The following is a 19,120-nucleotide window of genomic DNA, read 5'->3' on the forward strand; positions in this document are numbered from 1 at the left end:
GGGAGTGTGCGCGTCGGACGCGCTTCGTCTCGCTTCGCGGTTCCTGAGCGAGGAGCGCAGCGACGAGACGAAGGGCGCTCAGGAACCGGAGCGCAGCGACGAGACGAAGGGCGCTCAGGAACCGGAGCGCAGCGACGAGACGAAGGGCGCTCAGGATGCGGGGGCGGGATGGGCTCAGCGCGGGGGAAGCGTGTCGCGACCCGGAGTCGCCGGCGTCCACCGCGTCATGCCCAGAGGCGTCGCCAGATCGCGCTCGGGCAGATCGCTCGGCAGCAGATACGACCGGCGGATCACCTCGTCGAGCACGACGACGCTGACCACCGTGCGCACCTCGGGCAGCTGCGCGATGACGCCGGTCGTGAACTCGTGCACGCCGCTGACGTCGACGGCCCGGATCAGCAGCATCGCATCGTGCTCGCCGGTCGTGATCGCGCACCATTCGATGTCGGGCATCTCGAGCACGCTCTCGCGGAACGACGCCCAGGCCTGCGGGTGCACCGTGACGAAGACGAGCGCGCCGATCGACAGCCCGGCCTTCGACTGATCGACCCTCGCGCTGAAGCCCGTGATCACCCCGTCCTGCATGAGCGACTCGACGCGCGTGTAGGCGTTGGCCCGCGAGATGCCGACCGTCTCGGCCAGTGCGGCGATCGAGATGCGACCGTTATCGCGCAGCGTCTCGAGGATTCTGTATCCGATGTCGTCCAGTGGGGCGGCACTTCGTCCAGATTGCCTCGCAGCTTCGTCGCTCTTGGTGGACACAATGCTCCTCACGGAAGGGGTCTTGGACAGACTGTGATGCGGTCTGCATTCTTGCTGGACACATAGTCCCATACAATGCGAATCTGATCACCGGTCGTCCACCCGGCGTCGACCGAACCCGTTGAACTCCTCGCCCTTGGAGGCCCCCATGTCGTCACGTCGCAGCACGTCCGTCATCGCGATCGGAGCTGTCGCGCTCCTCGCTCTCGCAGGTTGCTCCGGTGGCAACTCGGCGAACACCGGGGGCGACTCCGCAGGCTCCGACTCGCTCGTCATCGACACCGCGTTCTCGATCGAGACGACCGACCCCGGGCACACCTACGACCCGACCGGCAACATGATCGCGAAGGCGCTCTACGAGACCCTCGTCGACTTCGAGGGCTCCGACGTGTCGACCCCTGTTCCCGGGCTCGCCTCGTGGGAGCAGAACGACGAGGCCACCGAGTTCACGTTCACGCTCGAGGGCGACCGGGTCTTCTCCGACGGCTCGCCGATCGAGGCGAAGGACGTCGTCTTCACCCTGCAGCGCATCCAGGGCATGACCGATGCCAAGCCCAACTTCCTCCTCGGCGGACTGACGATCACCGAGGTCGACGACAAGACGATCTCGATCACCTCCGAGACGCCCCTGCTGCAGCTGCCGGCGATCCTCGCGAACCCGGCGCTGGGCATCGTGAACTCCGACGTCGTGATCGAGAACGGCGGCACCACCGACGGCTCCGACACCGCGCAGGAGTTCCTCGACGGGACCTCGGCCGGTTCCGGTCCGTTCGTGCTCGACACCCTCGACCTGTCGTCGCAGGTCGTGCTGACCAAGAGCGACGAGTACAACGGTGACGAGAAGGCCGCCTACGGCCGCGTCGTCGTGCGCAACGTCTCCGAAAGTGCGACGCAGCTCGCGAACCTCAAGGGCGGCGACTCCATGGTCGCGATGGACCTCAACGGCGATCAGGTCTCGGGCCTCGGCGACGGACTGAACGTCGAGTCGGTGCCGTCGGGTCAGACCATCTTCCTGCTGCTGAACCAGTCCGAGGCCGTCGCGGGCGACCTCGCCAACGTCAAGATCGCCGAGGCGATCCGCTACGCCCTCGACTACGACGCGCTGCTCGAGCTCGCGGGTGCGGGCGCCGTGCAGGCGACCGGAGTCATCCCTCCCGGATTCGAAGGCGCGCTCGACAGCGGTGTGGAGCAGGACCTCGACAAGTCCAAGGCTGCTCTGGCAGAGGCCGGCTACACCGGCCAGACCCTGAAGCTGCAGTTCCCGAACGACTACCCCGTCGGCGGTGTGGAGTTCACCCCGCTCGCCGAGCGCGTCCAGGCGCAGCTGGAGGATGCCGGCATCACCGTCGAGCTCGCTCCGGCGCCGTTCGCCACCGAGCTCGACGCCTACGTCAACGGGACCGAGGGCTTCGGCCTCTGGTTCTGGGGCCCCGACTACGCCGACTCCGCGAACTTCCTCCCGTTCGCTCCGGGCCTGAAGGTCGGACTCCGCGCAGGATGGGCCGCCGAGGCGAACCCCGAGATCGCGGGCATCGCGGCCGGAGCCGCCGCGGCGACCGACGAGGCCCAGCGCAGCGATGCCTTCACCTCGTTCGCCGAGGCGATGCAGGCCGAGGGCCCCTTCGTTCCGCTGATCGTCCCCGGTCGCAACATCGCCACGGCTGACGCCGTCACCGGCGCCGTGTACAACTCGGTGTGGGAGATGGACATCGCCGAGATCACGCCTGCCGGCTGAGCGGAGCGCGCACATGACGACGGTGGCCGTGCGACGGCAGGCACAGCGTCGCAGGTCTCCGCTCGTCGGATACCTGCTGCGCAGGATCGGCACCTCCCTGCTGCTTCTGGTGGGGGTCACGATCGTGACCTTCGCGCTGACGAACCTCGTGCCCGGCGACCCCGTGTCGGCGGCGCTGGGTGAAGGCGCGTCGCAGAACCCGGCGACGCGCGAGGCGTTCATCAAGGCGCAGGGCCTGGATCAGCCGCTCTTCGTGCAGTACTTCATCTACATGGGGAACCTGCTGCGCGGCGACCTCGGACGATCGCTGGTGACCGGGCGACCGGTCACCAGCGATCTGGCCACGGCGGTGCCCGCCACGATCGAGATCGCGATCGGCGCCATCATCCTCAGCCTCGCCGTCAGCGTGGTGCTCGGCACCCTCGCCGCGTACCGCCGCGGGCTCGTCACCGACCAGGTCATCCGCATCGTCACGCTGGTCGGACTGAGCGTTCCGACCTTCTGGCTCGCTCTGGTCAGCTTCTACGTGTTCTTCCTCGAGCTGCGGATCGCTCCGGGCTCCGGCCGCATCTCGCCCTCGATCACCCCGCCGCCACGCATCACCGGGCTCTACACCGTCGATTATCTGCTCAACGGCGATGGCGTCGGGTTCGCCGACGCGCTGGCCCACCTCGCTCTCCCCGTGATGGTGCTCTCGCTCGTCACGATCGGCCTGCTCACCCGCTTCATCCGCACCTCGGTGCTCGAAGTGCTCGGCAGCGACTACGTCCGCGCGGCCAGGGCCAAGGGCCTTCCCGCGATGCGCGTGATCCTCGACTACGTCCTGCGGGGCGCCTCCCTGCCGATCCTCACCGTGGTCGGCGTCGCGTTCGGCTCGCTGCTGTCGGGCACCGTGCTCGTGGAGTCGGTGTTCGCGTGGCCGGGGCTGGGCACCTACGCCTACAACTCCGCGGCGAACCTCGACCTCCCCGGCATCATGGGCGTGGGTCTGGTCGTCGGGGTCATCTACCTCCTCATCAACTTCGTCGTCGACCTGCTCTACGGCGTCCTCGACCCGAGAGTGAGGATCGCATGAGCCGCATCGACTCGGCATCCGGCCCCTGGCGGTTCCGGTTCCGCTGGCCGCGCGCGTGGCGTACGCCCCTGGGCGTGATCGGCACCGTGGTCGCGGGAGCGTGGATCGTCGTCGCCTTCACCGCCCAGTGGTGGGTGCCGTTCGGTCCGAACGCGCAGGTGCTCCCTCGCCTGCAGGCCCCCGGCATCGACACCCTGCTCGGCACCGACGGCAACGGCCGCGACATCTTCTCCCGTCTGATGACGGGCGCCACCGTGAGCCTGCCGCTCGCGCTGATGCTCGTGATCGCCGCGATGGTCATCGGCACCGTGATCGGCGCGGTCGCCGGCTACTTCGGCGGCTGGGTCGATGAGACGCTCATGCGCATCACCGACCTGTTCATGGCGTTCCCGACGGTCATCCTCGCGATGGTCGTGGCGGCGTCGCTCGGGCCGTCGCTGTTCAACGCGGTGATCGCGGCGATCGTGGTCTCCTGGCCGCAGTACTCGCGCGTCACCCGCAGCATCGTGCTCGGACTCCGCGGGCAGAACTACGTGATCGCCGGGCGCCTGCTCGGCCACTCCCCGCTGCGGACGCTGTTCGTCGACATCCTGCCGAACATCGCCGGACCCGTGCTGGTGCTCGCGACGCTCGACATCGGCGCGGCGATCCTGCTGCTCTCCGGCCTCTCGTTCCTCGGCCTCGGCGCGCAGCCGCCGACCGCCGAGTGGGGATCCATGATCTCGGCCGCCATGCAGAACTTCGACGCCTGGTGGCTGGGGGTCTTCCCCGGCCTCGCGATCCTCACGGTGGTGCTCGCCTTCAACTTCCTGGGCGACGCGATGCGCGACATCCTCGACCCGACGGCCGAGGTCACGCACGAGAAGCAGGCCGACCACGCCGCATCCGCGAAGGGGGTGGCAGCATGACCGTCTCGACGACACCCGCGCTGAGGATCCGTGACCTGACGATCGACATCGGGCGTCCCCTCGTGCACGGCATCTCGCTCGACCTCGAGGCCGGCCGCATCCACGGGCTCGCCGGAGAATCCGGGTCGGGCAAGACGCTCACCTCCCTCGCCGTGCTCGGGCTGCTGCCCCGGCAGGCGCGCACCGGAGGATCCATCACGCTCGCGGGGGAGGAGCTGGTCGGCATGCGCCGCCGGGCGCTCAACCGCATCCGCGGCCGTCGCATCGCGATGATCTTCCAGGACCCGTCGGCGTCGCTGCACCCGCAGCTGCCGATCGGCCGCCAGCTCACCGATCACATGCGCGTGCATCTCGGCCTGCGCGGCGAGGCCGCGAGGGCCAGGGCCGTCGAGTTGCTCGAGACGGTGCAGGTGCCGAATCCGGATGCCGCGCTCAAGCGCTACCCGCACCAGTTCTCCGGCGGTCAGCGCCAGCGCATCGCGATCGCCTGCGCTCTCGCGTGCGACCCCGAGGTGCTGCTGGCCGATGAGCCGACCACCGCGCTCGACGTCACGGTGCAGGCCGGCATCCTTCGGCTGCTGCGCGATCTCGCGACCGAGCGCGACCTCGCGGTGCTGCTCGTCACGCACGACCTCGGTGTCATGAGTGCGATCGCCGACGAGGTCGCCGTCATGAAGAACGGACGGATCGTCGAGCGGGCCGACCGCGAGACGCTGTTCCGCGACCCGCAGCACGAGTACACCCGCACGCTGCTCGCCGCATTGCCGGGGTCGAAGCTCGAGATCGCGGATGCCGATGCCGCAGTGCGGGATCCCGAGCTGCTGGATCCCGTGCTGTCGGATGCTGAGCTGTCGGATGCTGCGGGGGAGGCCCGAGATGAGTGAGATCGCCGTCCTCGATGCGAAGGACGTGGTCGTCCGGTACCCCGGCAGCCCGCCGGTCGTGGCTGTCGACGGCGTCTCGCTGACCGTCGCGCCGGGTGAGACCGTGGCGCTGGTCGGAGAATCCGGCAGCGGCAAGTCCAGCCTCGCCCGCGCGGTCGTGGGCATCGAGAAGCTCGCCGGGGGAGAGGTGCGCTTCCGTGATGCGCCCGTCACGCCGCTCGGCATCCGCCGTCGCAACGTGGCCCTCACCGGCATCCAGATGGTGTTCCAGGATCCGTCGACGTCGCTGAACCCGCGCCGTCGTGTGGGCGATCAGATCGCCGACGGCATCGCCACGGCGCGTGCTCGCGGCGCCGAGGGTTCGACCGTCGCGGAGTGGCTCGAACGGGTCGGGCTGCCGACCGAGGTCGCCACGCGATTCCCGCACCAGTTCTCGGGCGGTCAGAAGCAGCGCCTCGCCATCGCGAGGGCCCTCGCCGCCCGGCCCTCACTGCTCGTCGCCGACGAGCCGATCTCGGCTCTCGACGCCTCGACCCAGACCAGCGTCGCGGGTCTCATGCGCGACCTCGTCGCCGAATCCGGCGCCGGGATGCTGTTCATCTCGCACGACCTCGCGGTGGTCCGTCGCATCGCCGACCGCACCTTCGTGATGTTCGCCGGTCGGGTGCTCGAAGCCGGGGCCACCGACCGCGTGTGGTCTGCGCCGCAGCATCCGTACACCCAGGCGCTGCTCGCCGCGATCCCCGAGCCCGACGGTGCCGGCCGCATCCCGGTGGCCCCGTCGACGAACGAGCGCACCGTGTGGTCGGAGATCGCCCCCGTCATCGACTGACGCCGCGCTCGGTCACCCCTTCGGGAGGAGAACTCCGCCTCCGGAGGATGCCTGTGGCTGATCTCTCCCCCCCGAGGGCGAGTTCTCCTCCCGAAGGTCACACCGATGCATGGCACACTCGCTTCTAGATAAGCTTAGGCAACCCTTATCTGAGCGAACAGGTTTCTCCATGCCACTCTCCCGCACCACGGCGCTCGGCGCCCTCCTCGTCGCCGTCGTCTCCGCAGCAGCGCTGACCGCCTGCGCCCCCGCCGCCGAGAACACCGACGGCGCCCCCGTGGTCGATTCCGACGCCTTCCCGGTCACGGTCGAGCACGCCTACGGAGACACCGAGATCCCCGACCAGCCGCAGCGCGTCGTGACCGTCGGCGTCACCGAGCAGGACACCCTGTGGGCGCTCGGCGTGAAGCCCGTCGGCGTCACCGAATGGTACGGAGGCCACGACTTCGCCTCCTGGCCCTGGGCCGACGACGCGCGCGGCGACTCGGAGCCCGAGGTGCTCACGACCACCGACGGACTCGACTTCGAGGCCATCGCCCTGCTCGACCCCGACCTCATCATCGGCACCAACGCGGGGATGACGGAGGAGGACTACGACCGCCTCTCCGACATCGCCCCCACCATCGCGCACTCGGGCGACTACTCGATGTATTTCGAGCCGTGGGATGTGCAGACGCTGCAGATCGGTGAGGCGGTCGGACTGAAGGACGAGGCGCAGCAGCTCGTCGACGACATCGACGCGCAGTTCGCCGAGGCCGCCGCCGCCCACCCGGAGTTCGCCGGAAAGTCGATCGTGTTCCTGCAGAACGCGATCTACGACGGCGCGGCCATCGCCTACCAGGACGGGCTGAGCACCGACTTCCTCACCGACCTCGGCTTCACGATCCCCTCGGAGATCGACGCCTACGCACCAGATGACGCCTCCGGCGGACAGGCCACCATCCCGGTCGAGAACCTCGACGTGCTCAACTCCGCCGACGTGCTCATCTGGGGCACCGAATCGGAGGACGACATCGCCGCGCTCGAGGACGAGCCGTTCGTCACCGCGATCAGCGCCATGCAGAACTCGTCGGTCGTCTACACCGACGGCGTCACCGCCGGGGCGATCTACTTCACCTCGGCCCTGAGCCTTCCCTACGTGCTCGACTCCCTCGTCCCCGCGCTCGCGGACGCCGTGGCAGGCGACGGGCCGGCGCGCACCGCCGAGTGACCGCGCCCGCGCGCACGAGTCGCGATCCGCACCGGGTGTCCACCCGGCGGGTCGCGCTCGTCGTCGTGCTCGCCGTCGTCGCGCTGCTCGCGACCGTGTTCGTGGGCCTCACGGTCGGAACGAAGATGGTCGGGATCGACACCGCCGCCGATGCGATCCTCCGGTTCGACGGCAGCGACCTGCAGCTGGTCGTGCGCGAGTCGCGCATCCCGCGCACGGTGCTCGGCCTCGTCGTCGGCCTCGCGCTGGGGGCCGCGGGCGCCGTGATGCAGGGCCTCACTCGCAATGCACTCGCCGATCCCGGCATCCTGGGCGTGAATGCGGGAGCATCCGTGGCCGTCGCGATCGCCGTCGCCGCCCTCGGCATCCGCGACTTCCCCCACCTCATGGCTTTCGCCCTCGCCGGAGCGCTCGTGGCGACCATCGGGGTGGTGCTGCTCGGAGCCGCGGGCGGCGGCAGCCCCGTGACGCTCATCCTGTCGGGCGTCGCGCTCGCCGCGGTGCTGGGCGGCATCACGACCGCACTCGTGCTGCTGAATCCGACGGCGTTCCTGCAGATGCGCAGCTGGGAATCGGGGGCCCTCGCCGGACGAGACCTCTCGATCCTCCTCACGGCAGGACCCCTGATCGCCCTCGGGCTCGCCGTCGCCCTGCTGATGACCCGCGGCCTCGACGTGCTCGCCCTCGGGGATGAGACCGCCGCGGCGCTCGGCGTCAGGATCGGCCGGCTCCGCGCCGCGGCCGTCGTCGCCGTCACTCTGCTCGCGGGAACGGCGACGGCGATCGCCGGTCCGATCGCGTTCCTCGGTCTCGCCGCCCCGCACATCGCGCGCGGGATCGTCGGAGCCTCGCAGAAGGCCATCGTCCCGCTCGCAGCGGTCATCGGCGCGATCGTCGTCGTGCTCGGCGACGTCATCGGCCGGGTGATCATCGCGCCGCAGGAGGTGCCGGTCGGCATCGTGATGGCGTTCGTCGCCGCTCCCTTCCTCATCTGGATCGGCCGACGCAGGAACCCGGTGCAGCTGTGAGCGCCGACGCCCGCCGGGCCCTGCGGCGGGCACGCCGCACGCTCGATCGCCGGGGCCGCATCGCGATGAGCATCCTCGTGGCCGCGCTGCTGGTGTCGTTCCTGGGCGGCCTGTCGATCGGCGACACCGTGCTGTCGCCGATCAGGGTCGTCCAGGCCCTGTTCGAGGCCGACGGCGGCATCCGCATGGTCGTGGTCGACTGGCGTCTGCCGCGAGCGCTCGCCGCGGTGTTCTTCGGAGCCGCGCTCGCCCTCTCGGGAACCGTCTTCCAGACCATCACCCGCAATCCGCTGGGCAGCCCCGACGTGATCGGACTGACGACCGGCGCTTACACGGGCGCCCTGATCGTGATGACGAGCGGCAGCGGATCGGGGCTCGCCGTCGCGATCGGTGCGATCCTCGGCGGCTTCGGCACCGCCGCGCTCGTGGCACTGCTCATCGCCGGTCGAGGGGCGCTGGGATACCGCATCGTGATCGTCGGCATCGGGGTGAGTGCGGTCCTGGCGGCGATCAACTCCTGGATGCTGCTGCGCGCCCGGCGAGAGGTGGCGGTCTCCGCGGCGATCTGGGATGCCGGCACGCTGAACGGCGTCGGATGGAACCAGGCCCTGCTGCCGATCCTGGTCGTCAGCGTGCTGATCGTCGTTCTCGTGTGCGTGCAGCGTGGGCTGTGGCTCGTCGAGCTCGGCGACGACATCGGCACTAGCCTCGGCGGGCGCATGGGGGCGACGAAGGCCGGTCTCGTCGCGATCGCGGTCGGCCTGATCGGTGTGGTGACAGCGGTGATCGGTCCCATCGCGTTCATCGCACTCGCCGCTCCGCACCTCGCGAAGCTGATCGCGAAGAACGGCCCCGCGCACCTGATCGCGACCGCGCTGATGGGAGCGACGCTGCTCTCGCTCGCCGACATCATCGGACAGAACGCCGTGCCGAAGCATGCGCTGCCGGTCGGCGTGGTCACGCTCGTGCTGGGCGGCGCGTATCTGATCTACCTCGTCGTGCGCACGGCTCGTCGCCGGGTGTGACCTTCACGAGCGCACCACGCACTGCGGGCCGGGACGACATCGCCCCGGCCCGCAGTGTGCGAGTCGATCAGAGGGGCGCGACGATGTCCTGAGCCGCGTCCCACTCGGTGATCTCCAGCGAGGTCTCGATGCTCTGCCCTGCGGCCTCGGTGGTGCCGCTCGTGGCGAGCACCACGTAGTCCTTCGTGACCTCGAAGGTCACGTCGACGTCCACGCCCTGAGCCTGGGAGGTGCCGCTGACCAGGTAGACCTCCTGGCCGAGGCGCGTGCCGGTGCCGGTGACGGTGAAGTCGCCGGTCAGGGCGCCGGCGGCTTCAGCCGGGTCGGTGCTCGCCGCGGTGACCGCGCCGCTGCTGAGCGCAGCGATGATGGGGTCGCTGGAATTCGGGTCGGCGACCTGCCACTCGCTCGTGGACGACTTCACCCACGCGTCGTCGCCGATCACGATCAGCGAGCCCATCGGCGTCGTGGTCTCGATCGCCTTGTCCGTCGGGTCGTACCGGGCGGTGGTCTCCATGCCCAGGATGTTGGTCTTCGCGACGTATCCGGCCGTGTCCTGCATCGCCTCGGTGATGCAGGATCCCAGGGCGTCACCGTCGACGGTGGCTCCCTGAGAGAGCTCGGGGCAGTCGGATGCGGGTGCGGTGGTCTCCGCCGCCGCCGCAGAAGGCTTCGGATCCGTGGGCTCCTCGGCACCTGCGGTGCAGCCGGTGAGCAGGACACTGGCGGCCAGCACGAGGCCGACCCCCCATTTGTTGACGCGCATGGCGTTCCCCCTTCGGTCGTGTGCGTGCGATGCCTGTCGGCATGCACGGGAACCAGCTTGCCAAGTCCTCGGCGACCACGGTGGAGGCGACGCGGAGGTTTCTCCGCTACACTGTCAAGGTTGTCTGCCTTCCGGCATCCATTCGGGATGACACGGCGGATGACGTGCACACACCCTCCTGTTTCCGGGAAATCCTCGGAAACCGTTCTAGTCCGAAGGAGGTGGGTAAGTGACGCACCAGTACGAACTCATGGTCATTCTGACCCCCGAGATCGATGAGCGCCAGGTCGCTCCTACGCTCGACAAGTTCCTCAAGGTCATCACCAACGATGGCGGTTCGATCGACAAGGTCGACATCTGGGGCAAGCGCCGTCTCGCGTACGAGATCCAGAAGAAGAACGAGGGCATCTACGCCGTCGTCAACTTCACAGCGACCAGCGAGGCCACGCAGGAGCTCGATCGTCAGCTGAAGCTGAACGAGCAGATCATGCGCACCAAGGTCCTCCGCTCCGAGGAAGCTCAGGCGATGGTCGCGACCGAAGCCAAGCGCACCGAAGAGAAGGCTGCCCGCAAGGCCGCCAAGGCTGCGAAGGCCTGAGTCCGATGGCCGGCGAAACAGTCATCACCGTGGTGGGCAACCTCACGGCCGACCCCGAGCTGCGGTACACGCAGAACGGACTGCCGGTGGCGAACTTCACCATCGCTTCGACGCCTCGGAACTTCGATCGCGCCGCCAACGAGTGGAAGGACGGCGAAGCGCTGTTCCTCCGTGCGTCGGTCTGGCGTGAATTCGCCGAGCACGTGGCGGGTTCGCTGACCAAGGGCATGCGCGTCATGGCGCAGGGCCGTCTGCGTCAGCGCTCCTACCAGGACCGCGAGGGCAACCAGCGCACCGCTATCGAGCTGGAGGTCGACGAGATCGGCCCCTCGCTCCGGTACGCGACTGCACAGGTCACCCGTGCGGCCTCGAACGGTGGCGGCGGCGGTGGCGGCGGACAGTCGCGTCCCGCTCAGCAGCAGCAGGTGTCGGAGGAGCCGTGGTCAACCCCCGGCTCGTCGACCAGCGCCGATGCCTGGAGCACTCCGGGCAGCTTCGGCGACGACACCCCCTTCTGAAACAGGATCTCCGGATGCTTCGGCATCTGTCTCAAAACTAAGGAAAAACAATGGCTGGAAAGTCGAGCGGCGACCGCCGCAAGCCGCGGAAGGGCGCGAAGAACGCCGCTCCCGCGAAGTCGATCCGGGTCGGAGTCATCGATTACAAGGATGTCTCCACCCTCCGTAAGTTCGTCTCGGAGCGCGGCAAGATCCGCGCCCGTCGTATCACCGGTGTCTCGGTGCAGGAGCAGCGTCTGATCGCCACGGCGATCAAGAACGCACGCGAGATGGCGCTCCTGCCCTACGCTGGCGCCGGCCGGTAAGGGGTATCGAGATGGCAAAGCTGATTCTCACGAACGAGGTCGCCGGGCTGGGCAGTGCCGGTGACGTGGTCGAGGTCAAGAACGGGTTCGCCCGTAACTACCTCATCCCCCAGGGCTTCGCTACGGCGTGGACCCGCGGTGGCGAAAAGCAGGTCGCTTCGATCCAGGCTGCTCGTCAGGCGCGTGCGATCCACGACCGCGACGAGGCCGTGGCCCTGAAGAACTCCCTCGAGAGCACCAAGGTGCGCCTGGCCGTCAAGGCCGGCAACGAGGGTCGCCTCTTCGGCTCGGTCAAGACCGATCACATCGCGGATGCTGTCGCAGCCGCGGGTCTCGGCTCGATCGACAAGCGCAAGGTGCACATCCCGTCGCCCATCAAGGTCACGGGCGAGCACGAGGCCACGGTTCGTCTGCACGACGACGTGACCGCAGTCATCACGCTGCAGGTCGTCGCCGCCAAGTAAGGCGCGACGTCTCGAACACCCCCTGTCCCTCGGGACAGGGGGTGTTCTGCGTGTTCGGAGGCCTGTTCCGAGGCGCGTTCTCGAGGTTGCGAACTGTGACGCGCCCGGTGAAAATCCAGCTTGACTTTCCCCAGGTTGTACACATCTCGTCTGGGATTCCCTCAACCTTCAATGTGCGGTTGAAGCACATTCTCATCCACAGCCTGGGGAAACGATAAAACCCAGGTCATGGGCATATTACGGGTTGCAAGATCGGGTAGTCCACCGGGTTATCCACAGCCGTTCTGCACAGACACTCCGGACTTGTTCGCACGCTTTCCACAGAGTTATCCACAGGCTGTGTTGCGACTGGAAACCGCCGCTCGTAGCGTGGTCCAGCGACCCGATGTCGGAAGTGCCTGGTTTGCTGCGCAGACAGGCATTCTCGACCGAGAGCCCCGCGCGTTGCCGACTCCTCGGCTCCGCCGGAGGAACGTCGCAGCGAAGGGAGCAGCGTGTCGATCGCCGACATCTCAGAGGACCGCATGGGCAGCAAGCGGTCGCACGAGCGCACACCGCCGCACGACCTCCTCGCCGAGCAGAGCGCCCTCGGCGGAATGCTCCTCTCGAAGGACGCCGTCGCCGACGTCATCGAGACGCTCAAGGGTGCGGACTTCTACATCCCCAAGCACGAGCTGATCTTCGAGGCGATCCTGTCGCTGTACTCGCACGGTGAGCCGACCGACGTGGTGGCCGTCACCGACGAGCTCATCAAGACGGGCGAGCTGAGTCGCGCCGGCGGCGCCGACTACCTGCACACCCTCACCTCGATCGTCCCCACGGCCGCGAACGCCGGCTACTACGGCGGGATCGTCTCCGAGCGCGCCATCCTGCGCCGCCTCGTCGACGCGGGCACGCGCATCGTGCAGCTCGGATACGACGGGCAGGGCGATGCCACCGACATCGTGAACAACGCCCAGGCGGAGATCTACTCCATCACCGGGTCCGAGACGGCCGAGGACTACGTCCCCCTGCAGATCGCCGTCGACGCGGCGCTCGAGGAGATCGAGGCGGCCAGCGGGCGCGACGGATCGATGACCGGCGTCCCGACCGGCTTCAAGGAGCTCGACGAGCTCACCAACGGCCTGCACGGCGGCCAGATGATCGTCGTCGCCGCGCGTCCCGCGATGGGTAAGTCGACGCTCGCGCTCGACTTCGCGCGCTCGGCCTCGATCGGGCACAACATCCCCTCCGTCTTCTTCTCGCTCGAGATGGGCAAGAGCGAGATCGCGATGCGTCTGCTCAGCGCCGAGGGCCAGATCCCGCTGCAGAACATGCGCAAGGGAAACCTCGACCCGCGCGACTGGACGACGGTCGCCGCGACGCGAGGTCGCATCAACGACGCTCCGCTCTACATCGACGACAGCCCCAACATGACCCTCGTCGAGATCCGTGCGAAGTGCCGTCGCCTCAAGCAGCGCGAAGGACTGCGCATGGTCATCATCGACTACCTGCAGCTGATGACGTCGGGTAAGCGCGTCGAGTCGCGTCAGCAGGAGGTCTCGGAGTTCTCGCGAAGCCTCAAGCTGATCGCCAAGGAGCTGCAGGTCCCGGTCATCGCCCTCTCGCAGCTGAACCGTGGTCCCGAGCAGCGCACCGACAAGAAGCCCGCGATCAGCGACCTGCGTGAGTCCGGCTCGATCGAGCAGGACGCCGACATGGTCATCCTGCTGCACCGCGACTCCGTGTACGACAAGGACGTCCGCCCGGGTGAGGCCGACCTGATCGTCGCCAAGCACCGTAACGGCCCGACGGCGACGATCACCGTCGCGTTCCAGGGTCACTACTCGCGCTTCCACGACATGGCGCCGGGCGGCGACTTCAACTGATCATCGACCTCGCCTGAACCTGTCGAGACCCATCACTAGCGCGGATCGCGACCGACTGCCGGTTCCTTCTCGACAGCCGCGGCGATGCGCCGCGCCACCTCGAGCGGAGGGATATGCGTCGTGTCGACGACCTCGGCTTCGTCCCCGAGCCAGGTGCGGTAGGCCTCGGCATAGGGCTCGACGTACTGGAAACGGAACCTCGGCGGCCCGAGAACCGCGTCGTTCTGGATGCGGTCGCGGAGGGCGTCCTGTTCGACGTGCAGCACGAAATGGCGCAGGGGGATGCCGTAGCTGTCGAGGCCGTCACTGATCTCGCGCCAGTAGTGCTCCACGAGCACGGTCATCGGCATCACGAGAGTGCCTCCGGTGTACTCGAGAAGCCGGCGAGCCGTCTCGACGACGAGCGGCCGCCACGGCGGCCAGTGCTGGAAGTTGTCCGTCGCAGGGAGCCCAGGACGAATGTCCATGAGCGTTTCGCCGACCTTCTCGGCGTCGAAGATCCGAGAGCCTGGGAGCAGCTCCTGGAGCAGCGTGCTGGTCGTCGTCTTGCCCGCGCCATGGGTTCCGTTGAGCCAGATGATCACGTGCCAAGGCTAAACGAGCCGGTGGCCGCGAGACCTGAGAGTTCGTCGACGCCGGCCGCATGACCGCGGCTGCTCGGCGGGACCCGGCTCGCGGGTCTCGGAACGCGGCTGTTCCGCAACAGAGCTCGTCGCCGTTCCCCGCCCTAGGCTTGAACATGCGGGCCCGGGTTTGACCGTTGCGGTGCTGCGCGGCGATCATGAGGTTCACGCGCTGACGGGTGCGCACGGATGAGGAGCGGAATATGCAGCGTGGGTCGAACCTCCCTGCTGTGGGCGTCTACAACCAGGCGCTCGTCTTCGACCTCATCCGCCGGTCCGAAGAAGGGCTCAGCCGCAGCGAGCTCGCCGAACGCACGGGGCTGTCGACGCAGACGCTCAGCAATGTCACTCGCCGGCTGGCCAACGAGGGGCTGATCGAGGAGACCGGAAAGGTCATCTCGGGCCCGGGAAAGCCCCGCACGCTCCTCGCGCTGCGATCGGATTCGCGCTACGCGGTCGGTGTGCACCTCGACCCGGCCGTCGACACCGTCGTGGTCGTCGATGCCGCCGGCGCGGTCGTCGCCAGGACCGAGCAGACCCCCGGAGGTGCTGACGCGTCGCCGGATGAACTCGTGGGACGTCTCGGAGACAGCGTCCGGTCGCTCATCGTCGAGGCGCGGCTTCCTGCCGAGCGCGTGCTCGGGATCGGCGTGGCCGCTCCCGGGCCCTTCGACCGCGATGCGGGTCGACTGCTGAATCCGCCTCTCCTGCCCGCCTGGCACAACGTGCCGGTGCGCACGGAGCTGGAGCGGGTCAGCGGGTTGCCGACGCTGCTGGAGAAGGATGTCGTCGCGACCGTCGTCGGCGAGCAGTGGTTCGACGCGGGGCAGGAGCTCGCCGACGCGATGTTCCTCTACTACGGCGCGGGCCTCGGCCTCGGCCTCTCGGTCTCGGGGGCGCCGGTGCACGGCAGGACGGGCAATGCCGGCAACATCGCGCACATCGTCGTCGACACCGAGGGGCCGATCTGCACCTGCGGATCCCGTGGCTGCATCGGAGTGATCATGGAGCCGCGGATGCTCCTGGCCCAGGCCGGGCACGCGACACCGCCGAGCGGCACAGGAGATGCGCGGATGCAGCTCGAGCGGCTGTCGTCGTTGGCCGCCGCCGGAGACGAGGGAGTGCTCGCAGCCCTCGAAAGCGCCGGGAGGCACCTCGCGACGGCGATCGTCGAAGTGAACAACCTTCTCGATCTCGGCATCGTCGTCCTGGGCGGGCCTGCGTGGTCGAGGCTCGGCGAGCGGCTTCTGCCGGTGCTGGACCACTGGGTGCACACCACCGCCGTCAGCACCTCCACCGAACCCGTGCACCTGCGCCCCTCGCAGATCGGAGCGGACTCCGCCGCCGTGGGAGCCGCGTGCCTCGTGCTCGACGATGCGCTCACCGCGCGGGCGTCGCGACTCATGATCAGCCGCTGACCGCTGACGGATCTCCATAGCGTTCCGTGACGGAACTGTTACTCCGCCCTCTCGACCTATTTATCCCATTTGATAGGATTATCCGTCTGAGGGCCTCAACAGCGAGGTCCGCATGCAAAGGAGCAAAGCAGATGCGAACGAAGCCCCTCGCCGCCATCGGCGCGATCGCGGTCGGCGCGATCGTCCTCTCGGGATGCGGTGCGTCCGGGGACGCAGAGACGTCCGACAGCGGCGACCGCACCATCACCGTCGCGTATCAGATGACGTCCGCGTTCCACCAGCTCGATGACCTCTTCCAGAAGGTCAAGCCGGAGTTCGAGGCCGCGAACCCCGGGGTGACGGTCAAGCTCCAGCCGATCGAGTCCGAAGACGAGTACTTCACGAAGCTGGCTCTGATGAACGGCTCGCCCGACACGGCACCCGACGTGATCTACGAGGACACCTTCCAGCTGCGCTCCGACGCCGCGGCCGGCTACCTGCTCCCGATCGACGACTACCTCGCTGACTGGGATGACTGGGACCAGTTCTACGACGCGGCCAAGGAGGCGGGTCTCGGAGGAGACGGCAGCACCTACGGCGTCTCGATGGGCACCGACACCCGTGCGATCTACTACAACAAGGAGATCTTCGCGGCCGCGGGACTCCCCACCGACTGGCAGCCCGAGTCGTGGCAGGACATCCTCGATGCCGCTGAAGCCGTGAAGGCCTACGACGCCGACCTGATCCCCCTGAACATCTACGGCAGCAAGAGCGCGGGTGAGCAGACGTCGATGCAGGGTCTCGAGATGCTCCTCTACGGCACCGAGTCCACTCTCTACGACGCCGACTCCGACAAGTGGGCGGTGGGCTCCCAGGGTCTCACCGACTCCTTCGGCTTCTACGACACGCTCTACAAGAACGATCTCGCCACTCCGCTCGATCTCGCCCTCGACTCGACCATCGGCAGCCGCGTCTCGACGGAGCTGCTCCCCGAGGGCAAGCTCGCCATGGCCATCGACGGATCGTGGCTCCCCGGTGGCTGGATCAGCGGCGACGGCGCCTGGGACGGCTGGGCGGACAAGATCGGTCTCGCCAAGATGCCGACGCAGGACGGCGGCAAGCCCGGCTTCACCTCGATGTCCGGGGGCTGGACCCTCGCGGTCGGATCCCAGACCAAGCACCCGCAGACGTCGTTCGACTTCATCGCGATGGCGCTGAACCAGGAGAACTCGCTCAAGTACGACACCGAGAACAGTCAGATCGCCGTCCGTGAGGACGTCGCGACCGACGACGCGTACCTCGCGTACAACCCGACCTTCGCGTTCTTCTCCGACCTCGTGCAGTACACGCACTTCCGTCCGACCACGCCGGACTACTCGCAGATCACCAGCGCTCTCCAGCAGGCCACCGAATCGGTGATCACCGGAGAAGCGACCCCGGAGGATGCCGCGAAGACCTACGACGACGCGCTCACCCAGATCGTCGGCCCGGACAAGGTCGAGTAGGACTCCCGCAGTGACCTCTGCAACCGCAACGCGCAGCCCGGCCCCGGTGCACACCGGGGCCGGGCGGCGCGCCCCGCTCCGCGACCTGCTGCGCTCCGTCCCGCTGCTGCCCGCCGTGGTGCTGCTGGTCGTGTTCCTGCTCGGGCCGATCCTCTACGCCATCTGGGGATCGCTGACCAACCGCGCCCTCACCGGCTACCGGGCGGCGAAGCCCGAGTTCGTCGGATTCGACAACTACATCTCGCTGTTCACCGACCCGAACTTCTGGACGGCGCTGGTTCTCACGGTCGTCTTCGTGCTGTTCTCCGCGATCATCGGGCAGAACGTGCTGGGACTCGGTGTCGCCGCACTCATGCGCATCGGCTCGAAGTCAGTCAACAGCGTCGTCGGCGCGCTCGTCGTCGTGGCCTGGGTGATGCCCGAGATCGTCGCCGCTTTCGCCCTGTACGCCTACTTCTCGAAGGACGGCACGCTCAACGCGCTGCTGGAGGGCATCGGCATCCCCGCGGTGAGCTGGCTCATCGAGTACCCGATGTTCGCCGTCATCCTCGCCAACGTCTGGCGGGGCACGGCCTTCTCGATGCTCGTCTACGGAGCCGCCCTCAACGAGGTGCCGCCGGAGGTGATGGAGGCCGCGCAGATCGACGGCGCGAACGCCGCCCAGCGCTTCTTCCTCATCACCATCCCGATGATCCGCCGCTCGATCTCGACGAACCTCATGCTCACCACCCTGCAGACGCTCGGCACGTTCGGGCTCATCTGGGTGATGACCAAGGGAGGGCCGGGCGTCTCGAGTTCCACCCTCCCCGTCCTCGCCTATCAGGAGGCCTTCCAGTACTCCCAGATCGGCTACGGCACGGCGATCGCCGCGGTGACGCTCGTGCTCGGTGCGATCTTCGCGATCTTCTACATCCGCATCCTCAAGCCGGAGGTCGACTGATGACTGCCACCGAAGCACTCGTCCGCCCCACCGTCCGGCGCGGCCCGCGCATCTCGGTCGCGTCGCCCGCGAAGCGCCGCTCCACGGGGCTCGCCAACGCCGTCCTGATCGTGATCGGGGTCGTGTTCCTCGTGCCCATCGCGTGGATCGCGTTCTCGGCGGTGTCTCCGTCGGCCACGGTGTCGATCTCGGTGCCGGAGAGCCTCACGCTCGACAACTTCGTCGCGGTGTTCGACTGGTCGATGACGCTGCTGCCGCTGTGGAACTCGGCACTGATCTCGTTCGGCACCGCCTTCATCACCGTCGTCGTCGGCGTGCTCGCCGCGTATCCGCTCTCGCGGCACAACTCCCGTTTCCAGCGCGGCTTCATGTACTCGGTGCTGTTCGGCTCCTGCCTGCCGATCACGGCGATGATGGTGCCGGTCTACGCGCTCTTCGTGCAGTTGAAGATGCTCGATTCGCAGGTCAGCGTGATCCTGTTCATGGCAGCCACATCGCTGCCCATGGCGATCTGGATGCTGAAGAACTTCATGGACTCGGTGCCGGTCTCCCTCGAGGAGGCCGCGTGGGTCGACGGCGCCTCCGCCATGCGGGCGCTGTGGACCATCGTCCTGCCGCTCATGCGCCCCGGCATCAGCGTCGTCTTCATCTTCGTGTTCACGCAGGCGTGGGGGAAC

Annotated in this window: 20 protein-coding genes; 17 read left to right on the plus strand and 3 right to left on the minus strand. The window is 68.1% G+C overall.

Annotation, left to right across the window (positions count from 1 at the left end):
• Positions 1–174 precede the first annotated feature (174 nt).
• A complete protein-coding gene (locus ABTZ43_RS13560; RefSeq protein WP_350539214.1) occupies positions 175–762 on the minus strand; it encodes an Lrp/AsnC family transcriptional regulator in 588 nt (195 codons plus the stop codon).
• Positions 763–910: 148 nt separating this feature from the next.
• Here ABTZ43_RS13560 and ABTZ43_RS13565 point away from each other — a divergent pair, with 148 nt between their 5' ends.
• From ABTZ43_RS13565 to ABTZ43_RS13600, 8 genes are all read left to right on the plus strand, one after another.
• A complete protein-coding gene (locus ABTZ43_RS13565; protein WP_056414538.1) occupies positions 911–2,497 on the plus strand; it encodes an ABC transporter substrate-binding protein in 1,587 nt (528 codons plus the stop codon).
• A 13-nt stretch (positions 2,498–2,510) separates the two neighbouring features.
• Positions 2,511–3,572, plus strand: a complete 1,062-nt coding sequence (locus ABTZ43_RS13570) for an ABC transporter permease (RefSeq protein ID WP_056414541.1) — start codon at positions 2,511–2,513, stop codon at positions 3,570–3,572.
• Positions 3,569–4,480 (plus strand): ABC transporter permease, encoded by a 912-nt coding sequence (locus tag ABTZ43_RS13575; protein ID WP_350539217.1) that lies wholly within the window; start codon positions 3,569–3,571, stop codon positions 4,478–4,480. The genes ABTZ43_RS13570 and ABTZ43_RS13575 overlap by 4 nt, the downstream gene beginning before the upstream one ends.
• Positions 4,477–5,364 (plus strand): ABC transporter ATP-binding protein, encoded by an 888-nt coding sequence (locus tag ABTZ43_RS13580; RefSeq protein ID WP_350539219.1) that lies wholly within the window; start codon positions 4,477–4,479, stop codon positions 5,362–5,364. The genes ABTZ43_RS13575 and ABTZ43_RS13580 overlap by 4 nt, the downstream gene beginning before the upstream one ends.
• Positions 5,357–6,196 carry an ABC transporter ATP-binding protein gene (locus ABTZ43_RS13585; RefSeq protein WP_056419153.1) on the plus strand — a complete coding sequence of 280 codons (840 nt, stop codon included), beginning with the start codon at positions 5,357–5,359 and terminating at the stop codon, positions 6,194–6,196. Before ABTZ43_RS13580 ends, ABTZ43_RS13585 begins: the two co-directional genes overlap by 8 nt.
• A 169-nt stretch (positions 6,197–6,365) precedes the next feature.
• On the plus strand, positions 6,366–7,406 hold the full coding sequence (locus ABTZ43_RS13590; RefSeq protein ID WP_350539221.1) for an ABC transporter substrate-binding protein: 1,041 nt from the start codon (positions 6,366–6,368) through the stop codon (positions 7,404–7,406).
• A 35-nt stretch (positions 7,407–7,441) separates the two neighbouring features.
• Positions 7,442–8,434 (plus strand): FecCD family ABC transporter permease, encoded by a 993-nt coding sequence (locus ABTZ43_RS13595; RefSeq protein ID WP_350539223.1) that lies wholly within the window; start codon positions 7,442–7,444, stop codon positions 8,432–8,434.
• Entirely contained in the window at positions 8,431–9,459 is a 1,029-nt protein-coding gene (locus ABTZ43_RS13600; protein WP_350539224.1) for a FecCD family ABC transporter permease, read from the plus strand. The genes ABTZ43_RS13595 and ABTZ43_RS13600 overlap by 4 nt, the downstream gene beginning before the upstream one ends.
• A gap of 67 nt (positions 9,460–9,526) precedes the next feature.
• On the opposite strand, the gene ABTZ43_RS13605 is transcribed toward ABTZ43_RS13600, so the two are convergent.
• Positions 9,527–10,225: a hypothetical protein gene (locus ABTZ43_RS13605; RefSeq protein ID WP_350539225.1), complete on the minus strand. Its 699-nt coding sequence runs from the start codon at positions 10,223–10,225 to the stop codon at positions 9,527–9,529.
• 229 nt (positions 10,226–10,454) lie between these two features.
• On the opposite strand from ABTZ43_RS13605, the gene rpsF reads away from it, so the two are divergent.
• From rpsF to dnaB, 5 genes are all read left to right on the plus strand, one after another.
• Positions 10,455–10,823: a 30S ribosomal protein S6 gene (gene rpsF / locus ABTZ43_RS13610; protein ID WP_045253958.1), complete on the plus strand. Its 369-nt coding sequence runs from the start codon at positions 10,455–10,457 to the stop codon at positions 10,821–10,823.
• A 5-nt stretch (positions 10,824–10,828) separates the two neighbouring features.
• Positions 10,829–11,341 (plus strand): single-stranded DNA-binding protein, encoded by a 513-nt coding sequence (locus tag ABTZ43_RS13615; protein WP_045253957.1) that lies wholly within the window; start codon positions 10,829–10,831, stop codon positions 11,339–11,341.
• 50 nt (positions 11,342–11,391) lie between these two features.
• Positions 11,392–11,646: a 30S ribosomal protein S18 gene (gene rpsR, locus ABTZ43_RS13620; protein ID WP_045253956.1), complete on the plus strand. Its 255-nt coding sequence runs from the start codon at positions 11,392–11,394 to the stop codon at positions 11,644–11,646.
• Between the two features lie 11 nt (positions 11,647–11,657).
• Positions 11,658–12,110, plus strand: a complete 453-nt coding sequence (gene rplI, locus ABTZ43_RS13625) for a 50S ribosomal protein L9 (RefSeq protein ID WP_045253955.1) — start codon at positions 11,658–11,660, stop codon at positions 12,108–12,110.
• 524 nt (positions 12,111–12,634) lie between these two features.
• Positions 12,635–13,978, plus strand: coding sequence for a replicative DNA helicase (dnaB, locus tag ABTZ43_RS13630; RefSeq protein ID WP_167541592.1), 1,344 nt, complete (start codon positions 12,635–12,637; stop codon positions 13,976–13,978).
• A 35-nt stretch (positions 13,979–14,013) separates the two neighbouring features.
• Here the strand turns inward: dnaB and ABTZ43_RS13635 are convergent, their stop codons facing one another.
• Positions 14,014–14,562 carry an ATP-binding protein gene (locus ABTZ43_RS13635; RefSeq protein WP_350539226.1) on the minus strand — a complete coding sequence of 183 codons (549 nt, stop codon included), beginning with the start codon at positions 14,560–14,562 and terminating at the stop codon, positions 14,014–14,016.
• A gap of 242 nt (positions 14,563–14,804) precedes the next feature.
• On the opposite strand from ABTZ43_RS13635, the gene ABTZ43_RS13640 reads away from it, so the two are divergent.
• From ABTZ43_RS13640 to ABTZ43_RS13655, 4 genes are all read left to right on the plus strand, one after another.
• A complete protein-coding gene (locus ABTZ43_RS13640; protein WP_314097843.1) occupies positions 14,805–16,019 on the plus strand; it encodes an ROK family transcriptional regulator in 1,215 nt (404 codons plus the stop codon).
• 131 nt (positions 16,020–16,150) lie between these two features.
• Positions 16,151–17,503, plus strand: a complete 1,353-nt coding sequence (locus tag ABTZ43_RS13645; RefSeq protein ID WP_314097842.1) for an extracellular solute-binding protein — start codon at positions 16,151–16,153, stop codon at positions 17,501–17,503.
• 10 nt (positions 17,504–17,513) lie between these two features.
• The gene (locus ABTZ43_RS13650) at positions 17,514–18,443 is read left to right on the plus strand and encodes a carbohydrate ABC transporter permease (protein WP_442922201.1); all 930 of its coding nucleotides are present in this window, start codon (positions 17,514–17,516) and stop codon (positions 18,441–18,443) included.
• Positions 18,443–19,120, plus strand: a 678-nt coding sequence (locus tag ABTZ43_RS13655) for a carbohydrate ABC transporter permease (protein ID WP_350539227.1), incomplete at its 3' end; no start/stop codon positions are given. The genes ABTZ43_RS13650 and ABTZ43_RS13655, both read left to right, overlap by 1 nt.

It is taken from the genome of Microbacterium sp. NPDC097977 (genome assembly GCF_040302605.1).
Taxonomy (GTDB): Bacteria; Actinomycetota; Actinomycetes; order Actinomycetales; family Microbacteriaceae; genus Microbacterium.

Excerpts from the sequence above, each read along its gene's own strand:
- ABTZ43_RS13605 (WP_350539225.1), bottom strand. The coding sequence starts at position 10,225 with ATGCGCGTCAACAAATGGGGGGTCGGCCTCGTGCTGGCCGCCAGTGTC.
- ABTZ43_RS13570 (WP_056414541.1), top strand. The coding sequence starts at position 2,511 with ATGACGACGGTGGCCGTGCGACGGCAGGCACAGCGTCGCAGGTCTCCG.
- ABTZ43_RS13590 (WP_350539221.1), top strand. The coding sequence starts at position 6,366 with ATGCCACTCTCCCGCACCACGGCGCTCGGCGCCCTCCTCGTCGCCGTC.
- ABTZ43_RS13580 (WP_350539219.1), top strand. The coding sequence starts at position 4,477 with ATGACCGTCTCGACGACACCCGCGCTGAGGATCCGTGACCTGACGATC.
- dnaB (WP_167541592.1), top strand. The coding sequence starts at position 12,635 with ATGGGCAGCAAGCGGTCGCACGAGCGCACACCGCCGCACGACCTCCTC.
- ABTZ43_RS13615 (WP_045253957.1), top strand. The coding sequence starts at position 10,829 with ATGGCCGGCGAAACAGTCATCACCGTGGTGGGCAACCTCACGGCCGAC.
- ABTZ43_RS13565 (WP_056414538.1), top strand. The coding sequence starts at position 911 with ATGTCGTCACGTCGCAGCACGTCCGTCATCGCGATCGGAGCTGTCGCG.
- ABTZ43_RS13585 (WP_056419153.1), top strand. The coding sequence starts at position 5,357 with ATGAGTGAGATCGCCGTCCTCGATGCGAAGGACGTGGTCGTCCGGTAC.
- rpsR (WP_045253956.1), top strand. The coding sequence starts at position 11,392 with ATGGCTGGAAAGTCGAGCGGCGACCGCCGCAAGCCGCGGAAGGGCGCG.
- ABTZ43_RS13575 (WP_350539217.1), top strand. The coding sequence starts at position 3,569 with ATGAGCCGCATCGACTCGGCATCCGGCCCCTGGCGGTTCCGGTTCCGC.
- ABTZ43_RS13645 (WP_314097842.1), top strand. The coding sequence starts at position 16,151 with ATGCGAACGAAGCCCCTCGCCGCCATCGGCGCGATCGCGGTCGGCGCG.
- ABTZ43_RS13640 (WP_314097843.1), top strand. The coding sequence starts at position 14,805 with ATGCAGCGTGGGTCGAACCTCCCTGCTGTGGGCGTCTACAACCAGGCG.
- rplI (WP_045253955.1), top strand. The coding sequence starts at position 11,658 with ATGGCAAAGCTGATTCTCACGAACGAGGTCGCCGGGCTGGGCAGTGCC.